Genomic DNA, 17107 nt, shown 5'->3' with positions numbered 1-17107 from the left:
CCACTTATTAAGGCTAAATTCGCAGCCTATGAGCGCAATCAATTATGTTTCGGTAGAGTCTATCGCTAAAGCTTTTGGCGAGCGGGTATTGTTTAAAGATTTGTCTTTTGGTATTAACGAAGGACAGAAAATTGGTTTAGTGGCCAAAAACGGTACCGGTAAAACGTCGATGCTTGATATTCTGGCGGGAGCTGAGAATCCAGACAGTGGGCAGGTGGTATATCGCAAAGGCATCAAGATTTCTTTTCTTCCTCAGGAACCCGATCTTGCCCCTAATCTTACCGTAGAACAAACCATTTTTGATAGCGATAATGAGATCTTAAATGTGATTTCAGCCTATGAGCATGCGCTTCAAAATATGGAAGATACCGAAGCGTATCAGAAAACTTTTGATCAGATGGAAGCCCATCAAGCCTGGGATTTTGAGACACAGTACAAGCAGATATTATTTCAGCTGAAGCTGGATGACCTTGATCGTAAGGTTGAAAAGTTAAGCGGTGGACAGAAAAAGCGTTTGGCACTCGCCAATATGCTGCTCAGTAAACCTGATTTGCTTATTCTTGATGAGCCTACGAACCACTTAGATCTCGAGATGATCGAGTGGTTAGAGCAGTTTTTTGCTAAAGAGAATTTCACGCTGTTTATGGTAACGCACGACCGTTACTTTTTAGAGCGGGTGTGTAATGAGATCATCGAATTGGATGAAGGTAAACTGTATAGTTATAAAGGGAATTATGCCTATTACCTAGAAAAACGAGATGCCCGAATTACTAACGAAGAAGTAGAGACCGGGAAGGCAAAACAGCTTTTTAAAAAGGAACTGGAGTGGATGCGTCGCCAGCCCAAAGCACGTACCACAAAGTCAAAATCACGTATCGATGATTTTGCAGAAATAAAAGAACGCGCACACAAACGTCGCAACGATCACGAGGTGCAACTCGAGCTGAATATGGAGCGGTTGGGAAGTAAGATCGTAGAGCTGCATAAAGTTTCTAAGTCCTTTAAAGATCGTGTGATCCTCGATAAGTTTGACTATAATTTTCAGCGGGCAGACCGCATTGGGATTATCGGTAAAAATGGAACCGGAAAATCTACATTTCTCAATATCCTTACAGGGAAAATGGCACCCGATGGCGGAAAGATCGTGATTGGGGAAACTATTCAATTTGGTTATTACACACAGAAGGGAATTGAGATCAAACACGGGCAAAAAGTGATTGATGTCATCAAAGAATTCGGGGATTATATTCCGTTGAAAAAGGGACGTCAGATTTCTGCAGGTCAGCTTTTAGAGCGTTTTCTTTTTGATCGAAAAAAGCAATATGACTTCGTTGAAAAATTGAGTGGAGGAGAGCGTAAGCGTTTATATTTATGTACGGTGCTTATTCAGAATCCTAACTTTTTAATTCTCGATGAGCCTACTAACGACCTGGATATTGTGACGCTCAATGTGCTTGAGAGTTTCTTGCTGGATTATCCGGGATGTTTGATCGTGGTTTCGCACGATCGTTATTTTATGGATAAGATTGTTGACCACCTTTTTGTATTTAGAGGACAAGGTGTGGTTGAAGATTTTCCGGGGAATTACTCTGATTTTCGCGCCTATGATTCTGGTCCGGCAGTTATTCAAGAGGAAGATCCACAGCCTAAAGTGGAAAAGGAAACCAACAAAGACAATTGGAAAACAGCTGGAAGCGCACTTTCGTATAACGAGCAAAAGGAATACAACCGACTGGAGCGCGATATTGCTAAGCTTGAAAAGGAAAAGGAAAAGAAGGAAGCCGAATTTCTAAATCCTGATTTGTCAGGAGATGAGATCAAACAGGCTTCTGTGGAGTTGCAGCAGATTCAAGATAAAATAGACGAATTTACCGAGCGTTGGTTTGACTTAAGCGCCAAGATGGAAGGTTAGGCGAATTTAGAAGTACGAAATACGAAGTGCAAAATTCGTCTTCGGCAGTAGGTAAACGTTAGCAATAGCAGAAATTGCCAATTTGGAATTTGAAAGGTGAATTTTGGATACAGAGCGCGGTGCAGAAAGTTGGGTTTAGGTAATGAAAAACAGATGGACAAAGCGATTTAATAATTAGATCAATTTACACAATTTAAGAACTGAGAATGTGGTACATTATTAAAGCTTATTCACAATTTCTGCGGAAAGCAACCAATCAACACGGGGTGCATTCTCCTTTTGTATACACATTTATCACTAAATGCCTTTACCGAAAAACTCCAGAGGAAGCTAAAAAGCAACTTAAAGCGTATCGAAATAAACTTCGTCAATCCAATGAGGTTATTGAAGTAACTGACTTTGGTGCGGGATCGCGTGTTTTTAAAAGCAATAATCGTGCGGTTAAAGAAATAGCCAAACACGCCGGAGCACGTTTCTCCAGAATGAAACTGCTTTATCGTGTAGTGACCTATTTTAAACCAAACGCTATTTTAGAATTAGGAACCTCTGTAGGTTTAGCCACGGTTTCTTTGGCTTTGCCTAAAACAGCAAAAATGACTTCGCTAGAAGGTTGCCCGCAAACCGCTGCCGTGGCTCAGAAGCATTTTAAAAGCGCAGAAATTTCAAATGTTGAGGTTGTTGTAGGTGATTTTAAGCAAACGCTTCCGCAGGTGATTTCAGAAAAATTTGATCTTATTTATTTCGACGGAAATCACAGTAAGGAAGCAACCTTAAACTACTTCGAGCAATTACTGCTTACTGCGCATAACGACAGTGTATGGATCTTTGATGATATCTATTGGTCACCAGAAATGACGGAAGCCTGGGAGTTGATCAAGCAACACCCTCGGGTGAGCGTTACGGTAGATTGCTTTTGGCTAGGTTTTGTATTCTTTAGAACCGAGCAGGTTGAAGAGCATTTTAAAATTAGAATATAAATTTTGTAACTCCGTTCTCAATTTATCTACTTATATTCAAAATATAGAGTAGTCATCCTATGAGTAGCTTAATAGATATAACAGATATTCGTCGTGATTTTCCGTTGGGAAATGAAATCGTTCACGTTTTAAAAGGCATCGATTTACAAATTGATAAAGGAGAGTATGTTGCGATTATGGGGCCTTCCGGTTCTGGGAAATCTACCTTGATGAACCTTTTGGGGTGTCTTGATACACCGACTTCCGGGACGTATATTTTAAATAATCGGGATGTGAGCGCGATGACTGATGATGAACTTGCTGAGGTGCGTAATAAAGAGATCGGTTTTGTATTTCAGACCTTTAATTTACTGCCGAGAACGACTGCTTTAGACAATGTTGCTTTGCCCATGGTATATGCGGGGTATTCGAAACTGGAGCGTCATAAACGTGCTGAAGAAGTGCTGCAAGATGTAGGTCTTGCAGATCGTATGGATCATAAACCCAACCAACTCTCAGGAGGGCAGCGACAGCGTGTTGCTGTAGGTCGGGCTTTGGTCAATAAGCCTTCGATTATTCTGGCCGATGAGCCTACCGGAAACTTAGACTCTAAAACTTCAGTAGAAATAATGAGCCTTTTTGATGCGATTCACGCTGCCGGAAATACCGTGATCTTAGTTACACACGAAGAGGATATTGCAGAGCATGCGCATCGTGTAATTCGTTTAAGAGACGGATTGATCGAGAGTGATGTGCGCAGGTCTGTTGAGGTATAGATAATGGACTTTTACCACAGTAATTTTTGATTAGAAATAAATTTGTAGTTGGGGGTGTTTTGATTCTAATGATTGCTTTAGCTTCATTAGTTAAAGGTATAGATCAATATAAGCTAACAACAAGAAACGAAACTGTTGTTGTAAAAGTTGTTGACTGTTATAAGCAAACTAATTATAGATCTCGTTATTTTTTGAAATTTAAATATGACAATCAGATCTATACAAAAAGAATCAAGGGGGTTCAATTTCAGAATCTAAAAAAGGTTGACTCTCTAAAACTTTTGACAAATCGAGAGCGAAATGAATTTATCTTCGTTGATGAATTAAAACGCGATAATGGTTTTGTTTATAGTTTTATCTTTTTTGTAGCAGGTGTTATAATTATTCGCTATGGTTATATTCTCAGAAGAAAGAATGACTGAGAGTTTTAAATTCAATTGATGACTTTTTATAGTACAAAAAAGACTATTTTGTATTCAAATCCTATTATTTTTAAAACTTATCAAAACTGACTGAGAACGTTTTTACGAATGCGTATTTTTGGTGAAAATTAAACGATATGAAAGCAGTTGTTTCTCCGGCCAAGTCGCTGGATTTTGAATCAAAATTGCCAACCACCAGAAGTTCGCAGCCTCAGTTTTTAGAGGAAGCCGAAACGTTGAATAAAAAGCTAGAGCGTAAGACCAAAGCTGAAATTTCAGATTTGATGAGTATCAGCGATAAATTGGCTGATCTCAATTACCAGCGTTATAAAGAATTTTCCACTCCATTTACTAAAGAAAATGCGCGCCCCGCGGTTTATGCTTTTGATGGGGATGTGTATACTGGTCTTGATGCGTACACGATTCCGACTGAAAAACTAGATAAATTAGAAGATACGTTACGTATTCTTTCTGGTCTCTATGGGGTGTTGAAGCCATTTGATTTGATGCAAGCCTATCGCCTGGAGATGGGAACCAAATTGAAATCTGGTCGCAATGATGACTTGTACGACTTTTGGGACGATAAAATCACTGAAGCTTTGAATGCTGAATTAAAAGAAGACGAACTGTTTTTAAATCTTGCGAGTAACGAATATTTTAAATCGGTGAAGCCTGAAAAATTGAAGGTTCCTGTAATTACTCCCGTGTTTAAAGATTACAAAAACGGAAAACTCAAGATCATCTCTTTTTACGCAAAAAAAGCCCGGGGTTCTATGGTACGCTACATTATAGATAAGGATGTGCAAACCATAGATCAACTCAAGGGCTTTGATTACGACGGGTACGGCTTCAGCGAGCAATACTCCGATCTCGATAAAAACGAATTGGTTTTCGTTAGATAATTAGTTCTACGGCTTTTTGTCTGCTAAACTTTTATCAGAGGTCGCTTTGTCGGCCTCTTTTGTTTTGGTAGCCGTTTGCTTCGTGGGGACGTCAGCGGTAGTCGCGCTGCTTTTTTTCTTCCGCGGTCTTAGTTTACCGTAAGTGCCGCGATGAATTTTTCCACGTTTAGTTTTTTGATCTCCTTTTCCCATTTTAATTTGTTTTGGTTATTAGTTATTTGGAATATAAGCAATCATAAGCGGAAGACCAAACTGCATATTTTCAGCGCATTAATTTCAAATTTGAGCAAAAAAAAGGCTGCCCAAAAAAGGCAGCCTTTGCTATTCTTAAGAAAATGTATCTTATTTATTTAACGTCCATCAATTCTACGTCAAAAACTAAAATCGCATCTGGTGGAATCACACCGCCGGCACCGCGGCTACCATATCCTAAATCTGAAGGAATCACAAAACGCGCTTTGTCGCCTACTTGAAGTAAGCCAATACCTTCATCCCAGCCAGAAATCACTTGACCTACACCTACTTGAAAATCTAGGGGCTGTTTTCTCTTATAAGAAGAGTCAAATACCGTACCGTCAGCCAACTGACCTTTGTAATGCACAGAAACCATTTTCCCTTTTTCAGCTTTCTTACCATCACCTTTTTGAATGATTTGGTAACGCAGTCCGCTTTCTGTTTCTTTAAAACCTTCGCTTAATTTATCAAGTTCGGCTTTGCGTTTTTCGCGTTCTTCAGCGATGCGTCTTTCACGTGCTCCTTCAAAAGTTCTAAATGCTTCAACAGCATTAAAACCTTCCGCTTCTGCGCCTTGGCGAATGATCTCTACTTTATCCATAGTATCACCTTGGGCGATCGCATCTACGACATCTTGACCTTCTACTACGCTACCAAAAACAGTGTGTTTTCCGTCTAACCATGGAGTGGCAGTATGCGTAATAAAAAACTGACTTCCGTTTGTTCCCGGCCCGGCATTTGCCATAGAGAGTTTTCCGGGAGCATCGTGCTTTAAGCTTGAGTCAAACTCATCATCAAACTGGTAACCCGGATTTCCGGTTCCGGTTCCTTGAGGGCATCCCCCTTGAATCATAAAATCTGGAATTACACGGTGAAATTTCAGTCCGTCGTAATACGGGTTTCCTTGTTTTTTAGCTGAGTTTTCAAGGTTTCCTTCGGCTAAAGCCACAAAGTTTCCTACCGTTCCCGGTGTTTTTTCGTGTTCTAATTTCACAAGTATTTCGCCTTTTGGCGTGTGAAACTTAGCATATATTCCGTCTTGCATCGTATCAATTTAAAAATGAGGTGCAAAAATACGTCTAAAGTAGGCAAACACAAAACCTTAGTGTGCCTGATTACTGCGTAAAAAAAGCTCCTTGCAATAGTTTGCAAGGAGCTTTTTAGTGTCATTTTCGCGAAAGCGAAATAAAAACGTTTTATACCTCAATAGCAGGCACCTCGTAACGCCATCCAAATGGATCTTCAGCACGATTTGCTTGTAACTCGGTTAATTGTTTCTTTAACTTGGTAGCAAATGAGTATTCCATTTTAGGAAGATCAAAAGCTTTCTCTTTATGCGTGAATCCTGAAATTGGCGAGATTACCGCAGCAGTACCTGCACCAAACATTTCTTTAAGCGAGCCATTTTCGGCAGCTTCTACAATTTCAGCAACTTTTACAGGGCGTACTTCTACATTGATGCCTTGGCTTTTTGCCAATTCGATCAAACTCTTACGGGTGATTCCGTCAAGAATACGATCGTTTGTAGGCGCCGTCAGAAGCGTGTCGTTTACTCTAAAAAACACATTCATCGTACCTGCTTCTTCCAGATATTCGTGTGTGTTAGCATCCGTCCAAACTACTTGGTTGTAGCCTTTAGCTTTTGCTAATTCCGTTGGGTAAAATTGCGCTGCGTAGTTTCCGGCAGCTTTGGCAAAACCTACACCGCCATCTGCAGAACGGCTGTAATGATCAGCAAACAATACGCGAACTTCACCACTATAATATGCTTGTGCCGGTGCGCAAATGATCACAAATTTATATTCACTTGAAGGCGAGGCAGAAACTCCATTTTCTGTAGCGATAACAAACGGACGAATATAAAGCGAGTTGCCCTCTCCCGGTTTAATCCAATCTTTGTCGAGATTTAAAAGTGTATTTAGGCCGTCAAAAAAGTAGTCTTTTTCAAAAGCAGGCATTGCCAATCGCTCACCAGACTTATTAATTCGGTTAAAATTTTCTTCAGGACGAAACATATATACATCACCCTTGTCATCTTTATAGGCTTTCATGCCTTCAAACACGGCTTGCCCATAGTGAAAAACCTTTGCAGAAGGATCCATTTGCAGAGGACCGTAAGGAAGGATTTCAGGCGTTTGCCATTTTCCGTTTTTGTATTCACAAACAAACATATGGTCTGTAAAGACGGTACCAAAAGCGAGATTACTAAAGTCAACCTGATTGATTTTAGACTCGGCGATCTTGGTTACTTTTAATGTATCTGTCATTATTGTTGAATTTTATCCTACAAATTTATCATTTTCTCAAAGTCCGGGTGCGCAAGAATTCATTAAATTTACAGGCTATCCTATTTTTAATAAAATATACACGATGAAAAAGTATTTAGTATTTGCATTTTTAGGTATTGGTCTGATTTCTTGTAAAGAAGGCGCTTCAAATCAAGAAGATGTAGCAGTTGCTGAAGCTGTTGCGACCTCTGAATTGGCTGTTTATGGTGATGATTTTAAAAATGAAACCACGCTATCTGCTTTTGAACTGGGGGATATCTACAATAACTTAAAGCCGGGGGATACGATCAATGTAACTTTTGAAGGTCCTGTGGAAGATGTATGTCAGAAAAAAGGATGTTGGATGCAAGTAGATGTCGGGGCAACTGATCCTGTTTTTATCAAGTTTAAAGATTATGGCTTTTTTGTGCCAAAAGATATTAAAGACAAGAAAGTAGTCGTGCACGGGCAGGCTTTTGTGAGTGAGACTTCGGTAGAAGAATTACAACATTATGCTAAAGATGGCGGTAAATCTGAAGAAGAGATCGCGGCGATCACTATGCCTAAGAAAACACTTGGTTTTACTGCAACCGGTGTGAAAATCAACCAATAATTTGGAGCGAAAAATCGTTAAAACCGGTGACGGTTCTACTACCATTCAACTTACTGAATGGAACGAGCAGTACCACTCGATGCACGGTGCTGTGCAAGAAGCAAAGCACGTATTCTTAAAAATGGGTTTTGACTTCTGGAAAGAACTTCATCCGGAGACTGCGCTATTGCATATTCTGGAAATTGGCTTCGGGACGGGGCTTAATGCTTTACTTACGTTAATTCACGCGGAAAAAATTGAGCAAAATATTCACTACGAAGGTGTGGAAGCGTATCCCGTACTTGCAGAAGAAATTGCACAACTCAACTATTTAGAAGCAGCTCAAGCCGAAACATATGCTTCTGTTTTTGAAAAAATGCATCAAACGTCTTGGGAGCAAACAGAAACGATCACGGAAACATTTCAGCTTAAAAAACGGAAACAGCGCTTTGAAACTATTACCGATGTTGATCAACATGATTTGATCTATTTTGATGCGTTTGGTGCGCGGGTGCAACCAGAACTTTGGGGAGAATCTATTTTCGAAAAAATGTATACGGCGCTCAAAACAGGCGGAGTACTTGTGACATATGCCGCCAAAGGAAGCGTGCGTCGCGCGATGCAGGCCGTCGGTTTTACTGTAGAGCGCTTGCCGGGGCCTCCGGGAAAACGCGAAATGCTTCGAGCGGTAAAGGGTTAAAAATATAAGTTGCTATCGAAACAACTCCCAGTCTAATTTCAGTGAAAAAATATTAGAATAGATCGCAGCGCTTTGATCACCAATATCGGTTAGCGCATAATCAATATGAATCCCTTTGTATTGAAAACCTACACCAATGTTAGGTTGAAATCCTATACGATTGCTGCCGTCGAGTTGAGTGATTTCTTGAAAATTACCTACTCCGGCTCTGATGAAAACAATTCCGGTATAACCAAATTCGACTCCTGCTGCGGGTGTAGCGCTCACTGCTGAACTTGAGATAAGGTCATTGGTTTGGGCGAAGCGCATCATGAGATCGATTTCAGCTTTTATGGAATAATCGTAATTAATGAGCCAATTGCGTGCTACACCCAATTGTAATTTTGGGATGGTCACCTCTAAGGTTTCGGGTAGTTCTTGATTTTGACCTTCAACCGCATCACTAATCGTCGCAAATTGTTCTTCGTCAATCGCCCAGGTATTTACCGATGTGGTAATGTCACGCGCCATGGCTCCAAAGTGCCATTCGCCCACGCTGTACTGCACGCCTAAGTCAATCCCAAAACCCCAGCTTGATGCAAAATCTCCTATGATACGCCGTATCACTTTTGCATTTGCTCCAATGTTAAGACCTTGTACCGGCATCTCGCGAGCAATAGAGACGGTCAGTGCATAATCTGCGGTAGAAAATAAACTGATCCGGTTGTAGTCGATGTTCCCGTCTGCGTCAATAAGTTGGGTCGTGTTGAGAATGTCATCCACACCAAAGCGAATCAAAGAAACCCCTAGCGCTGTACGATCGTCTAAAGGCTTTGCGAAAGCGGCATAATCGTATAACGCAATATTTGCAAAATAGCTAGCGTGCATCAACGACAACTGATTGTCTTCAAGATTTACAAGACCTGCGGGATTCCAATATCCGCTATTGACGTCGTTAGTGTTAGCGGTCACCGCGTTCGCCATCGCAAGGGCTGCAGCGTCGACACCGATGTTGAGAAATTCGTTAGAGTATTTACGCACCGCTTGTGCTGAAGTCTCAGAACCAAAAGCAAGAAGAAGAATAAGGGTAATGAAGTGCTTCAATACAGCTAAAATTTTGTCGTAAAGTTGCTTAAATGAATTGAGAATCTAAACATTATTTTTTTGCTGGTTTTGGTAATGCAAAAACGTTAGGAGTTTCATAAGCTTTCTTGTAGCCCATTGTTTTTCGCTATTTTTATCCGCAGCAGCTTAAATCTAATAATACCAATTTAATCAATGAATATAAAAAGCTATATACCCAACGCATTCACAATGGCCAATCTTTTTTGCGGAATGCTCGGCGTGTTTTTTGCCGCTACCGGTCATTTAGATTATGCAGCCTATGCCGTGGTAGCCGGAGTGTTTTTTGATTTTTTTGATGGTTTTTTCGCCAGAATGTTTAAGGTAGAAGGTGAACTTGGGCTACAACTAGATTCCCTGGCCGATGTAGTTACCAGTGGGGTAGTGCCGGGAATGGTGATGTTTCAAATGCTGCATAAATTAGAGCATTGGAACACTGGAGAGCGCTGGGTAGAAGCAGGGTTATCATGGGAGAGTTTATCGCTGCTTCCGTTTTTGGGTTTTGCGATCACCTTAGCTTCAGCATTCAGGCTCGCCAAATTTAATATTGATACCCGCCAGACTACTTCTTTTATTGGTTTGCCAACACCGGCCAATGCGCTTTTGATCTTGAGTTTGCCGCTTATTGTACAGTTTCAGGATTACGCCATCGCCGAAACTCTGATCACTAATACTTGGTTTTTACTGGCTTTAACTGCGTTGAGCTGCTATATGCTCAATGCGGAAATTCCGCTTTTTGCTCTAAAATTTAAAAGTTGGGGCTTAGCAGAAAATAAGATCAGATACGGCTTTTTACTCTTGGCGATCATTCTTTTATTTTGGTTGACTTTTGCGGCGATACCTTTGATTATCATCGCTTACGTTTTAATATCAATCGCTACACGTAATACCTAATGAACATTTCAGAAAATCTACTCAACCAAATAAAACAAGTCAAATCCTTAGCAGAAGCCGGCCTTGTGTACAACAAAGAGAATTATGACGCAGAGCGTTATGAAGAACTTCGGGAGCTTGCTTTGCAGATGATGAGTATTTTGAGTGATAAGCCTGTTGATCAGCTTCACGATTTTTTTCTGCCGGAAGGAGATTATCCCACGGCTAAAGTTGATGTACGCGGACTGATCCTAAATGCTCAAGACGAAATTCTATTGGTTAAAGAAACCGTTGATGATAAATGGACGCTTCCGGGCGGTTGGGCAGATGTAGGGCTTACACCTACTGAAAATGTCTTGAAAGAAATAGCAGAAGAAACCGGATTTAAGGCCGAAGTCAAGCGTCTGCTTGCTGTATTAGATAAACGAAATTACCCACATCCGCCACAACCGCATTATGTGTACAAACTGTGCTATTTATGCGAAATAGTAGACGGAGATTTTGATCCTAATTTTGATATTGGTGGGGTGAATTGGTTTGCTTTAGATTCACTCCCAGAACTATCTCAAGATCGAATTCTTGAGGAGCAATTGGTCAAGTTAGTCGCAATTTCAAAAGGTGATGCCGAAGTATTTTCAGATTAGATTATATAGGCGCTGTTAGAGGTTAGTATAACCTGCGAGTTTACTGAAATAATTTCTTTTTACGCAGCTCAAAGTTTTGACCTAAATAGACTTTGCGCACCATTTCGTCTGCCGCTAATTCTTCAGGGACACCGTGTTTTAAAATATTTCCTTCAAACATGAGGTAGGTGTGATCAGTAATCGCCAAAGTTTCTTGAACGTTATGATCTGTGATCAAAATACCTATGTTTTTCTGTTTTAGTTGTGCAACAATACGCTGAATATCTTCAACCGCTACGGGGTCAACTCCGGCAAAAGGTTCGTCAAGAAGAATAAAATTGGGATTGGTTGCCAGCGCGCGAGCGATTTCGGTACGGCGGCGTTCCCCGCCGGAAAGTAAGTCGCCACGGTTTTTGCGAATGTGACCCAGACTAAATTCATCGATCAACTCTTCCATCTTGGCGAGTTGTTCTTTCTTGCTCATTTTTGTCATTTGCAAAACGCTCAGAATATTCTCTTCAATACTCAATTTTCTAAATACGGAAGCTTCCTGAGCCAGATACCCAATGCCGTTTTGTGCACGTTTATACATCGGGTATTTGGTAATGTCTTTATTGTCTAGATAAATCGTTCCGCCGTTAGGCTTAACGAGTCCTACGATCATATAAAATGAAGTGGTTTTACCGGCGCCATTAGGGCCTAAAAGCCCCACGATTTCGCCCTGTGCAACCTCAACAGTAATACTTTTTACTACTTTTCGGCCTTTGTAGGACTTCATTAAATTTTCTGCTCGTAGTTTCATAAACTCATATTTTAGATATGCATCATAAAACGCTGATTTTTACGTCAACGTATTATTTTGAAGCGTTTTCTTCAAGAACTTCCCAGTACTCATAAGCGCGTCGCAAATGCGGAATTACGATGGTACCACCAATCAATGTGCCAATACTTAGCGTTTCCATCACCTGTTCTTTGGTAACACCTTCTTTAAAACAGCTTTCTAAGTGATAGCGAACGCAATCGTCACATCGAAGCACGGTGGAAGCTACCAGCCCAAGCAATTCTTTAGTTTTCACATCTAAAGCGCCTGGAGCAAATGCATTAGTGTCTAAATTAAAAATACGGTTGATAATCTTGTTTTTATCAGCTAGTATTTTATCATTCATTTTTGCGCGATACGCATTGAATTCTTCAACTTGATTTAAGGTCTTTTCTGACATATATTTAAGGGATTTTTCGGCTCTGCCAAAAGGTTTATACTCCGTCCCGATAGCTATCGGGATGCTAAGAATTTGATAATTTATTTTTATGTGCGTTCTTTGGGCTTTCCCCAATGAAAACGACTATTGTTTTTTTGCAGCGCGTTGTTGTGCGCGTTTTAATTCACGAGCTTCTTGGCGCGTTACAAAGGCCGAAATTAAAATACTCGCTTCATATAAAATTAAAATAGGAATAGATACAATGACCTGTGTTGAAATATCCGGAGGCGTGATTACCGCCGAGACTACTAAAACAATGATCAACGCATATTTTCTATATTTTCTTAAAAATTGCGGCGTTACCAAGCCTATTTTGGTAAAGAAATAGATGATGATCGGTAATTCAAAAATGAGTCCGGCTGCAAGTGCACTGGCACGCACCAAACCAATATAGGAATCAATATCAAACTCGTTGTCTACCATATCACCAACAGTAAAATTGGCTAAGAAATTGATGGAGAGTGGAGCGATAATGTAATAGCCAAAAAGTACTCCCATAAAAAAGAGGAGCGAGGAGATCACGATAAAACCTCTGGAGTTTTTGCGTTCTTTTTCATACAGTCCGGGAGAAATAAATTTCCAGAATTCATAGATCACATACGGGAAGGCGACCACAATACCTACTATGATCGACGTCCAGATCGCAGCATTAAACTGCCCGCCCATCGTACGGTTTTGAATTGTAAAGTTCATCTCATTTACGCAGCCTTTGTCAGAGCCCACCATCTGGGCCAATTGGCAAAGCAAATCATAAGAAATGAAATCGGCATTTGCCGGAGCGAAAATGATCGCGTCAAAGATGAAATCTTTAAACACAAAAGCAACTACACCCACAATCACAATTGCCAGGGTAGCGCGTATAAGGTGCCATCTTAATTCTTCAAGATGATCTAAAAAGGACATTTCGTCCGGGTTTGCATTTTTATTTTTTGCCATTATAGAATTCCTTCTTTAATTAAATCGTGCAAATGTACCACACCTGCATAATTATTAGCGCTATCTACCGCTAAGAGTTGTGTGATGCTATTGCTTTCTAGCAGTTCTAAAGCTTCGGTTGCTAAAGCATCAGTTGTGATGCGTTTGGGGTTTTTGCTCATAATGCTTGCTGCGGTGAGACCGGTGAGCACTTCATTAGTCTCCAACATACGGCGTATATCGCCATCGGTTATAATTCCTACAATTTTAGAGCCTTCGGTAACAGCGGTAACGCCGAGCCTTTTATGCGAAATTTCTACAATTACCTTTTTTATAGGAGTATCCGGAGTGACTTCAGGTTTGTCGTGAAGTGCCACAAGTTCGTTAACGCGAAGGTACATGCGCTTCCCTAGCGCGCCTCCGGGATGGTATTTGGCAAAATCTTCTTTTGAAAATCCGCGAAGGTCTAAAAGAGCTAAAGCCAAAGCGTCGCCCATTACCAATTGCACGGTGGTGCTTGTGGTAGGCGCCAAGTTGTGCGGGCACGCCTCTTTTTCGGCGTAAGCCAAAATCAACGCATCTGCCTGTTTTGCGAGAAACGAATCTTTATTAGAAGTCATTGCGATGACCGTATTCTCCTGATTTTTGATCAAAGGGATCAGCACTTTGATCTCAGCCGTATTTCCGCTGTTTGATAAACAGATCACCACATCATCTTTCTGAATCGTGCCCAGATCTCCGTGTATTGCATCGGCCGCATGCATAAAAACCGCAGGTGTTCCTGTAGAATTTAAGGTAGCTACTATTTTTTGCGCTATAATTGCACTTTTGCCAACGCCCGAAATAATTACCCGGCCTTTGGCGTTATAGATACAAGAAACAGCTTTAGCAAAGTCTTGGTCAATAAGCGTGTGGAGATTAGCGACAGCTTCGAGTTCCATCGCGATGGTTCGCTTGGCGCTGTCTAAAATCTGCTCGTAAGTGTTCAAAAGATATAAGATTAAGCCGTTTGTTAGTGCTGTAGAAATTACTATATTTAGAATACAAATGTATGCAAATTTGAATAAGCTTTAATGAGTTCAGAAGAAATAGACTTACACGCGTCCCTTAAAAAATATTTTGGTTTCAGCCAGTTTAAGGGCTTACAGGAAGATGTTATAAAAAGCATTATTGAAGGAAAACATACTTTTGTTATAATGCCTACCGGGGGTGGTAAATCACTTTGTTACCAGCTTCCGGCCTTGATCAAAGACGGTACAGCAATCGTTGTCAGTCCGTTAATCGCATTGATGAAAAATCAGGTTGATGCGCTGCGCGGCATTTCAAAAGAAAACGGAATCGCTCACGTGTTGAATTCTTCTTTAAACAAAGGAGAGGTCAAACAAGTGAAAGAAGATATCACCAACGGAGTAACTAAATTACTTTACGTCGCCCCGGAATCCCTTACTAAAGAAGAGAATGTTGAGTTTTTGCGTTCGCAAAAAATAAGTTTTGTCGCGATCGATGAGGCGCATTGTATTAGTGAATGGGGACACGATTTTAGACCCGAATACCGAAATCTTCGTCAGATCATAAAACGTATAGGCGATGATATCCCGATCATAGCGGTGACTGCTACGGCGACGCCCAAGGTGCAGGAAGATATTATGAAAAACCTTGGCATGTCTGGAGCAAATGCGTTTAAGGCTTCTTTTAACAGGCCGAATTTATACTACGAAATTCGCCCGAAGACTAAAAATGTTGATGCTGATATCATTCGGTTTGTGAAACAAAATCAAGGGAAAAGCGGAATCATTTATTGTCTTAGCCGAAAACGCGTAGAAGAGCTCGCGCAAGTATTGCAAGTAAACGGAATCTCTGCTGTTCCCTATCACGCGGGGCTAGATGCTAAAAGCCGCGTTAAGCATCAGGATATGTTCTTGATGGAAGATGTAGACGTGGTAGTAGCAACCATCGCCTTTGGGATGGGGATTGATAAACCTGATGTGCGTTTTGTGATTCATCACGATATCCCAAAGAGTATAGAAAGTTATTATCAAGAAACCGGTCGCGCCGGAAGAGACGGTGGCGAAGGGCATTGTTTGGCGTATTACAGCTATAAGGACATCGAAAAACTTGAGAAATTTATGAGCGGTAAGCCGGTTGCGGAACAAGAAATCGGTCATGCTTTATTGCAAGAAGTGGTCGCCTATGCCGAAACATCCATGTCGCGTAGAAAATTTATTCTTCATTATTTTGGAGAAGAATTTGATAATGAGACGGGAGAAGGAGGTGACCTGGATGATAATGTGCGTAACCCTAAGAAAAAGCACGAGGCTCAGGATGATGTAGTTAAACTTTTAGAAGTGGTTGATAAAACAGGCGCGATCTACAAAGGCAAAGAATTAGTATTTACTCTGGTTGGAAAATCAAACGCGATCATTTCTTCGCATAAAACCGATACTGATGCTTATTTTGGCTGCGGAAAAGATAAGGAGTCATCTTATTGGAAAGCTTTGCTGCGACAGGTTTTAGTTGCCGGGTATTTACGCAAAGATATAGAGACCTACGGGGTTATTAAATTGACGCCGAAAGGAACGGATTTTATTAAAAATCCGGAATCGTTTATGATGACTGAGGATCACGCTTATGATGAAAGCGCTGATGCAGTAGCCGTCGCTAGTGGTGCCAAGGCCGGTGGAGGAACAGATCCTAAACTGGTTGCGATGCTCAAAGACCTGCGTAAAAAAGTAGGAAAACGCAAAGGAGTGCCGCCGTATATCGTTTTTCAAGATCCTTCCTTAGAAGATATGGCGATTAAATATCCAACTTCAATTGAAGAGTTGGCTAATGTTTTTGGCGTTGGAGAAGGAAAAGCTAAAAAGTATGGTCGGGAGTTTATTGAACTCATCGCAGCTTATGTGGAAGAGAACGATATTTTAAAACCTGACGATCTTGTAGTGAAATCTACTGGCTCTAACAGCGGATTGAAATTGTATATCATTCAGAATGTAGATCGAAAACTTCCACTTGATGATATCGCATCAGCCAAAGGACTTGAAATGCCTGAGTTTGTAAAAGAAATGGAAGCTATTGTCTACAGCGGAACCAAACTCAACATCAATTATTGGATCGAAGATATTCTTGATGAAGATCAGCAAGAAGAACTACACGAATACTTTCTAGAGGCTGAGACTGATAAAATCGAAGCTGCGCTTGATGAATTTGACGGTGATTATGATGAAGATGAGTTGCGTTTATACCGAATTAAATTCATTAGCGAGGTGGCTAATTAAGACTCCAAATTGTTTCCTTTTTTTCCTGAAATTCTATTTAAGTATTGTTTTATGGTTTGTGCTTTGGTAACGCATTTTTTTTGACGCTGCCAAAGGGTTTAGAACTCCGTCCCGAGAGCTATCGGGATGCCTTAAAATTGAAAATTTGTATTCAACGAATGCCTCACGGACTTTCCCTAAAGTAGTTTACGTGTGGCGCTTGTATTTCTGGAGCGCTGAAGCCCCGTAACTTTAACAAAGAAGACCGGTTTTATAGTTTCACAATTAATTGTTAAAAAGTATATTTGTCGTAGTTGCAAT

General features: G+C 40.7%; 17 protein-coding genes and 1 pseudogene. 10 read left to right on the top strand and 8 right to left on the bottom strand.

The features are described 5' to 3' along the window. The first annotated feature begins 37 nt into the window (after positions 1-37). The 5 genes from LDL79_RS03800 to yaaA all read left to right on the top strand — a co-directional run bounded on the left by LDL79_RS03800 (position 38) and on the right by yaaA (position 4968). Positions 38-1912, top strand: a complete 1875-nt coding sequence (locus LDL79_RS03800; RefSeq protein WP_225599929.1) for an ABC-F family ATP-binding cassette domain-containing protein — start codon at positions 38-40, stop codon at positions 1910-1912. Positions 1913-2118: 206 nt separating this feature from the next. Continuing rightward, complete coding sequence (locus LDL79_RS03795) at positions 2119-2889, top strand: O-methyltransferase (protein ID WP_225599216.1); 771 nt, start codon at positions 2119-2121, stop codon at positions 2887-2889. A gap of 59 nt (positions 2890-2948) precedes the next feature. Next, on the top strand, positions 2949-3644 hold the full coding sequence (locus tag LDL79_RS03790) for an ABC transporter ATP-binding protein (RefSeq protein WP_225599215.1): 696 nt from the start codon (positions 2949-2951) through the stop codon (positions 3642-3644). Positions 3645-3670: 26 nt separating this feature from the next. Beyond that, a complete protein-coding gene (locus LDL79_RS03785; RefSeq protein ID WP_225599214.1) occupies positions 3671-4066 on the top strand; it encodes a hypothetical protein in 396 nt (131 codons plus the stop codon). 137 nt (positions 4067-4203) lie between these two features. Further along, positions 4204-4968, top strand: coding sequence for a peroxide stress protein YaaA (gene yaaA / locus LDL79_RS03780; protein WP_225599213.1), 765 nt, complete (start codon positions 4204-4206; stop codon positions 4966-4968). Between the two features lie 111 nt (positions 4969-5079). On the opposite strand, the pseudogene LDL79_RS03775 reads toward yaaA, so the two are convergent. From LDL79_RS03775 to LDL79_RS03765, 3 genes and pseudogenes are all read right to left on the bottom strand, one after another. Further along, a pseudogene (locus tag LDL79_RS03775) lies at positions 5080-5160 on the bottom strand (30S ribosomal protein THX); the annotation flags it as partial. A gap of 154 nt (positions 5161-5314) precedes the next feature. Beyond that, positions 5315-6247, bottom strand: coding sequence for a peptidylprolyl isomerase (locus tag LDL79_RS03770; RefSeq protein WP_225599212.1), 933 nt, complete (start codon positions 6245-6247; stop codon positions 5315-5317). Between the two features lie 151 nt (positions 6248-6398). Continuing rightward, positions 6399-7469 (bottom strand): branched-chain amino acid aminotransferase, encoded by a 1071-nt coding sequence (locus LDL79_RS03765; protein WP_225599211.1) that lies wholly within the window; start codon positions 7467-7469, stop codon positions 6399-6401. Between the two features lie 103 nt (positions 7470-7572). Here LDL79_RS03765 and LDL79_RS03760 point away from each other — a divergent pair, with 103 nt between their 5' ends. Both LDL79_RS03760 and mnmD read left to right on the top strand, forming a co-directional pair. Further along, positions 7573-8082 (top strand): DUF4920 domain-containing protein, encoded by a 510-nt coding sequence (locus LDL79_RS03760; RefSeq protein ID WP_072983598.1) that lies wholly within the window; start codon positions 7573-7575, stop codon positions 8080-8082. 1 nt (position 8083) lies between these two features. Continuing rightward, positions 8084-8761, top strand: coding sequence for a tRNA (5-methylaminomethyl-2-thiouridine)(34)-methyltransferase MnmC2 (gene mnmD, locus LDL79_RS03755; protein WP_225599210.1), 678 nt, complete (start codon positions 8084-8086; stop codon positions 8759-8761). A 12-nt stretch (positions 8762-8773) separates the two neighbouring features. On the opposite strand, the gene LDL79_RS03750 is transcribed toward mnmD, so the two are convergent. Continuing rightward, positions 8774-9844, bottom strand: coding sequence for a putative type IX sorting system protein PorV2 (locus tag LDL79_RS03750; protein WP_225599209.1), 1071 nt, complete (start codon positions 9842-9844; stop codon positions 8774-8776). Positions 9845-10018: 174 nt separating this feature from the next. Here LDL79_RS03750 and LDL79_RS03745 point away from each other — a divergent pair, with 174 nt between their 5' ends. Both LDL79_RS03745 and LDL79_RS03740 read left to right on the top strand, forming a co-directional pair. After that, entirely contained in the window at positions 10019-10756 is a 738-nt protein-coding gene (locus LDL79_RS03745) for a CDP-alcohol phosphatidyltransferase family protein (protein ID WP_084673154.1), read from the top strand. Next, complete coding sequence (locus LDL79_RS03740) at positions 10756-11379, top strand: NUDIX hydrolase N-terminal domain-containing protein (protein ID WP_225599208.1); 624 nt, start codon at positions 10756-10758, stop codon at positions 11377-11379. The genes LDL79_RS03745 and LDL79_RS03740 overlap by 1 nt, the downstream gene beginning before the upstream one ends. A gap of 40 nt (positions 11380-11419) precedes the next feature. Here LDL79_RS03740 and lptB read toward each other — a convergent pair whose 3' ends face one another. The 4 genes from lptB to LDL79_RS03720 form a co-directional block, all read right to left on the bottom strand. Next, the gene (lptB, locus tag LDL79_RS03735) at positions 11420-12160 is read right to left on the bottom strand and encodes an LPS export ABC transporter ATP-binding protein (protein ID WP_072983605.1); all 741 of its coding nucleotides are present in this window, start codon (positions 12158-12160) and stop codon (positions 11420-11422) included. Between the two features lie 52 nt (positions 12161-12212). Beyond that, positions 12213-12578, bottom strand: a complete 366-nt coding sequence (locus LDL79_RS03730) for a carboxymuconolactone decarboxylase family protein (RefSeq protein ID WP_072983607.1) — start codon at positions 12576-12578, stop codon at positions 12213-12215. A gap of 123 nt (positions 12579-12701) precedes the next feature. Continuing rightward, positions 12702-13553, bottom strand: coding sequence for a twin-arginine translocase subunit TatC (tatC, locus tag LDL79_RS03725; protein WP_072983609.1), 852 nt, complete (start codon positions 13551-13553; stop codon positions 12702-12704). After that, positions 13553-14521 carry a KpsF/GutQ family sugar-phosphate isomerase gene (locus LDL79_RS03720; RefSeq protein WP_167597917.1) on the bottom strand — a complete coding sequence of 323 codons (969 nt, stop codon included), beginning with the start codon at positions 14519-14521 and terminating at the stop codon, positions 13553-13555. The genes tatC and LDL79_RS03720 overlap by 1 nt, the downstream gene beginning before the upstream one ends. An 84-nt stretch (positions 14522-14605) precedes the next feature. Between LDL79_RS03720 and LDL79_RS03715 the strand changes: the two genes are divergently transcribed. Continuing rightward, entirely contained in the window at positions 14606-16807 is a 2202-nt protein-coding gene (locus LDL79_RS03715; RefSeq protein ID WP_225599207.1) for a RecQ family ATP-dependent DNA helicase, read from the top strand. The last annotated feature ends 300 nt before the right edge of the window (positions 16808-17107 follow it).

Origin of the sequence: Leeuwenhoekiella palythoae (assembly GCF_020310025.1) — a bacterium.
Classification (GTDB): domain Bacteria; phylum Bacteroidota; class Bacteroidia; order Flavobacteriales; family Flavobacteriaceae; genus Leeuwenhoekiella; species Leeuwenhoekiella palythoae.
This window is presented reverse-complemented; position numbering and strand designations above follow the sequence as displayed.

Excerpts from the sequence above, each read along its gene's own strand:
- LDL79_RS03770 (WP_225599212.1), bottom strand. The coding sequence starts at position 6,247 with ATGCAAGACGGAATATATGCTAAGTTTCACACGCCAAAAGGCGAAATA.
- lptB (WP_072983605.1), bottom strand. The coding sequence starts at position 12,160 with ATGAAACTACGAGCAGAAAATTTAATGAAGTCCTACAAAGGCCGAAAA.
- LDL79_RS03730 (WP_072983607.1), bottom strand. The coding sequence starts at position 12,578 with ATGTCAGAAAAGACCTTAAATCAAGTTGAAGAATTCAATGCGTATCGC.
- LDL79_RS03765 (WP_225599211.1), bottom strand. The coding sequence starts at position 7,469 with ATGACAGATACATTAAAAGTAACCAAGATCGCCGAGTCTAAAATCAAT.
- LDL79_RS03760 (WP_072983598.1), top strand. The coding sequence starts at position 7,573 with ATGAAAAAGTATTTAGTATTTGCATTTTTAGGTATTGGTCTGATTTCT.
- LDL79_RS03790 (WP_225599215.1), top strand. The coding sequence starts at position 2,949 with ATGAGTAGCTTAATAGATATAACAGATATTCGTCGTGATTTTCCGTTG.
- LDL79_RS03715 (WP_225599207.1), top strand. The coding sequence starts at position 14,606 with ATGAGTTCAGAAGAAATAGACTTACACGCGTCCCTTAAAAAATATTTT.
- LDL79_RS03795 (WP_225599216.1), top strand. The coding sequence starts at position 2,119 with ATGTGGTACATTATTAAAGCTTATTCACAATTTCTGCGGAAAGCAACC.
- LDL79_RS03740 (WP_225599208.1), top strand. The coding sequence starts at position 10,756 with ATGAACATTTCAGAAAATCTACTCAACCAAATAAAACAAGTCAAATCC.
- tatC (WP_072983609.1), bottom strand. The coding sequence starts at position 13,553 with ATGGCAAAAAATAAAAATGCAAACCCGGACGAAATGTCCTTTTTAGAT.
- LDL79_RS03745 (WP_084673154.1), top strand. The coding sequence starts at position 10,019 with ATGAATATAAAAAGCTATATACCCAACGCATTCACAATGGCCAATCTT.
- yaaA (WP_225599213.1), top strand. The coding sequence starts at position 4,204 with ATGAAAGCAGTTGTTTCTCCGGCCAAGTCGCTGGATTTTGAATCAAAA.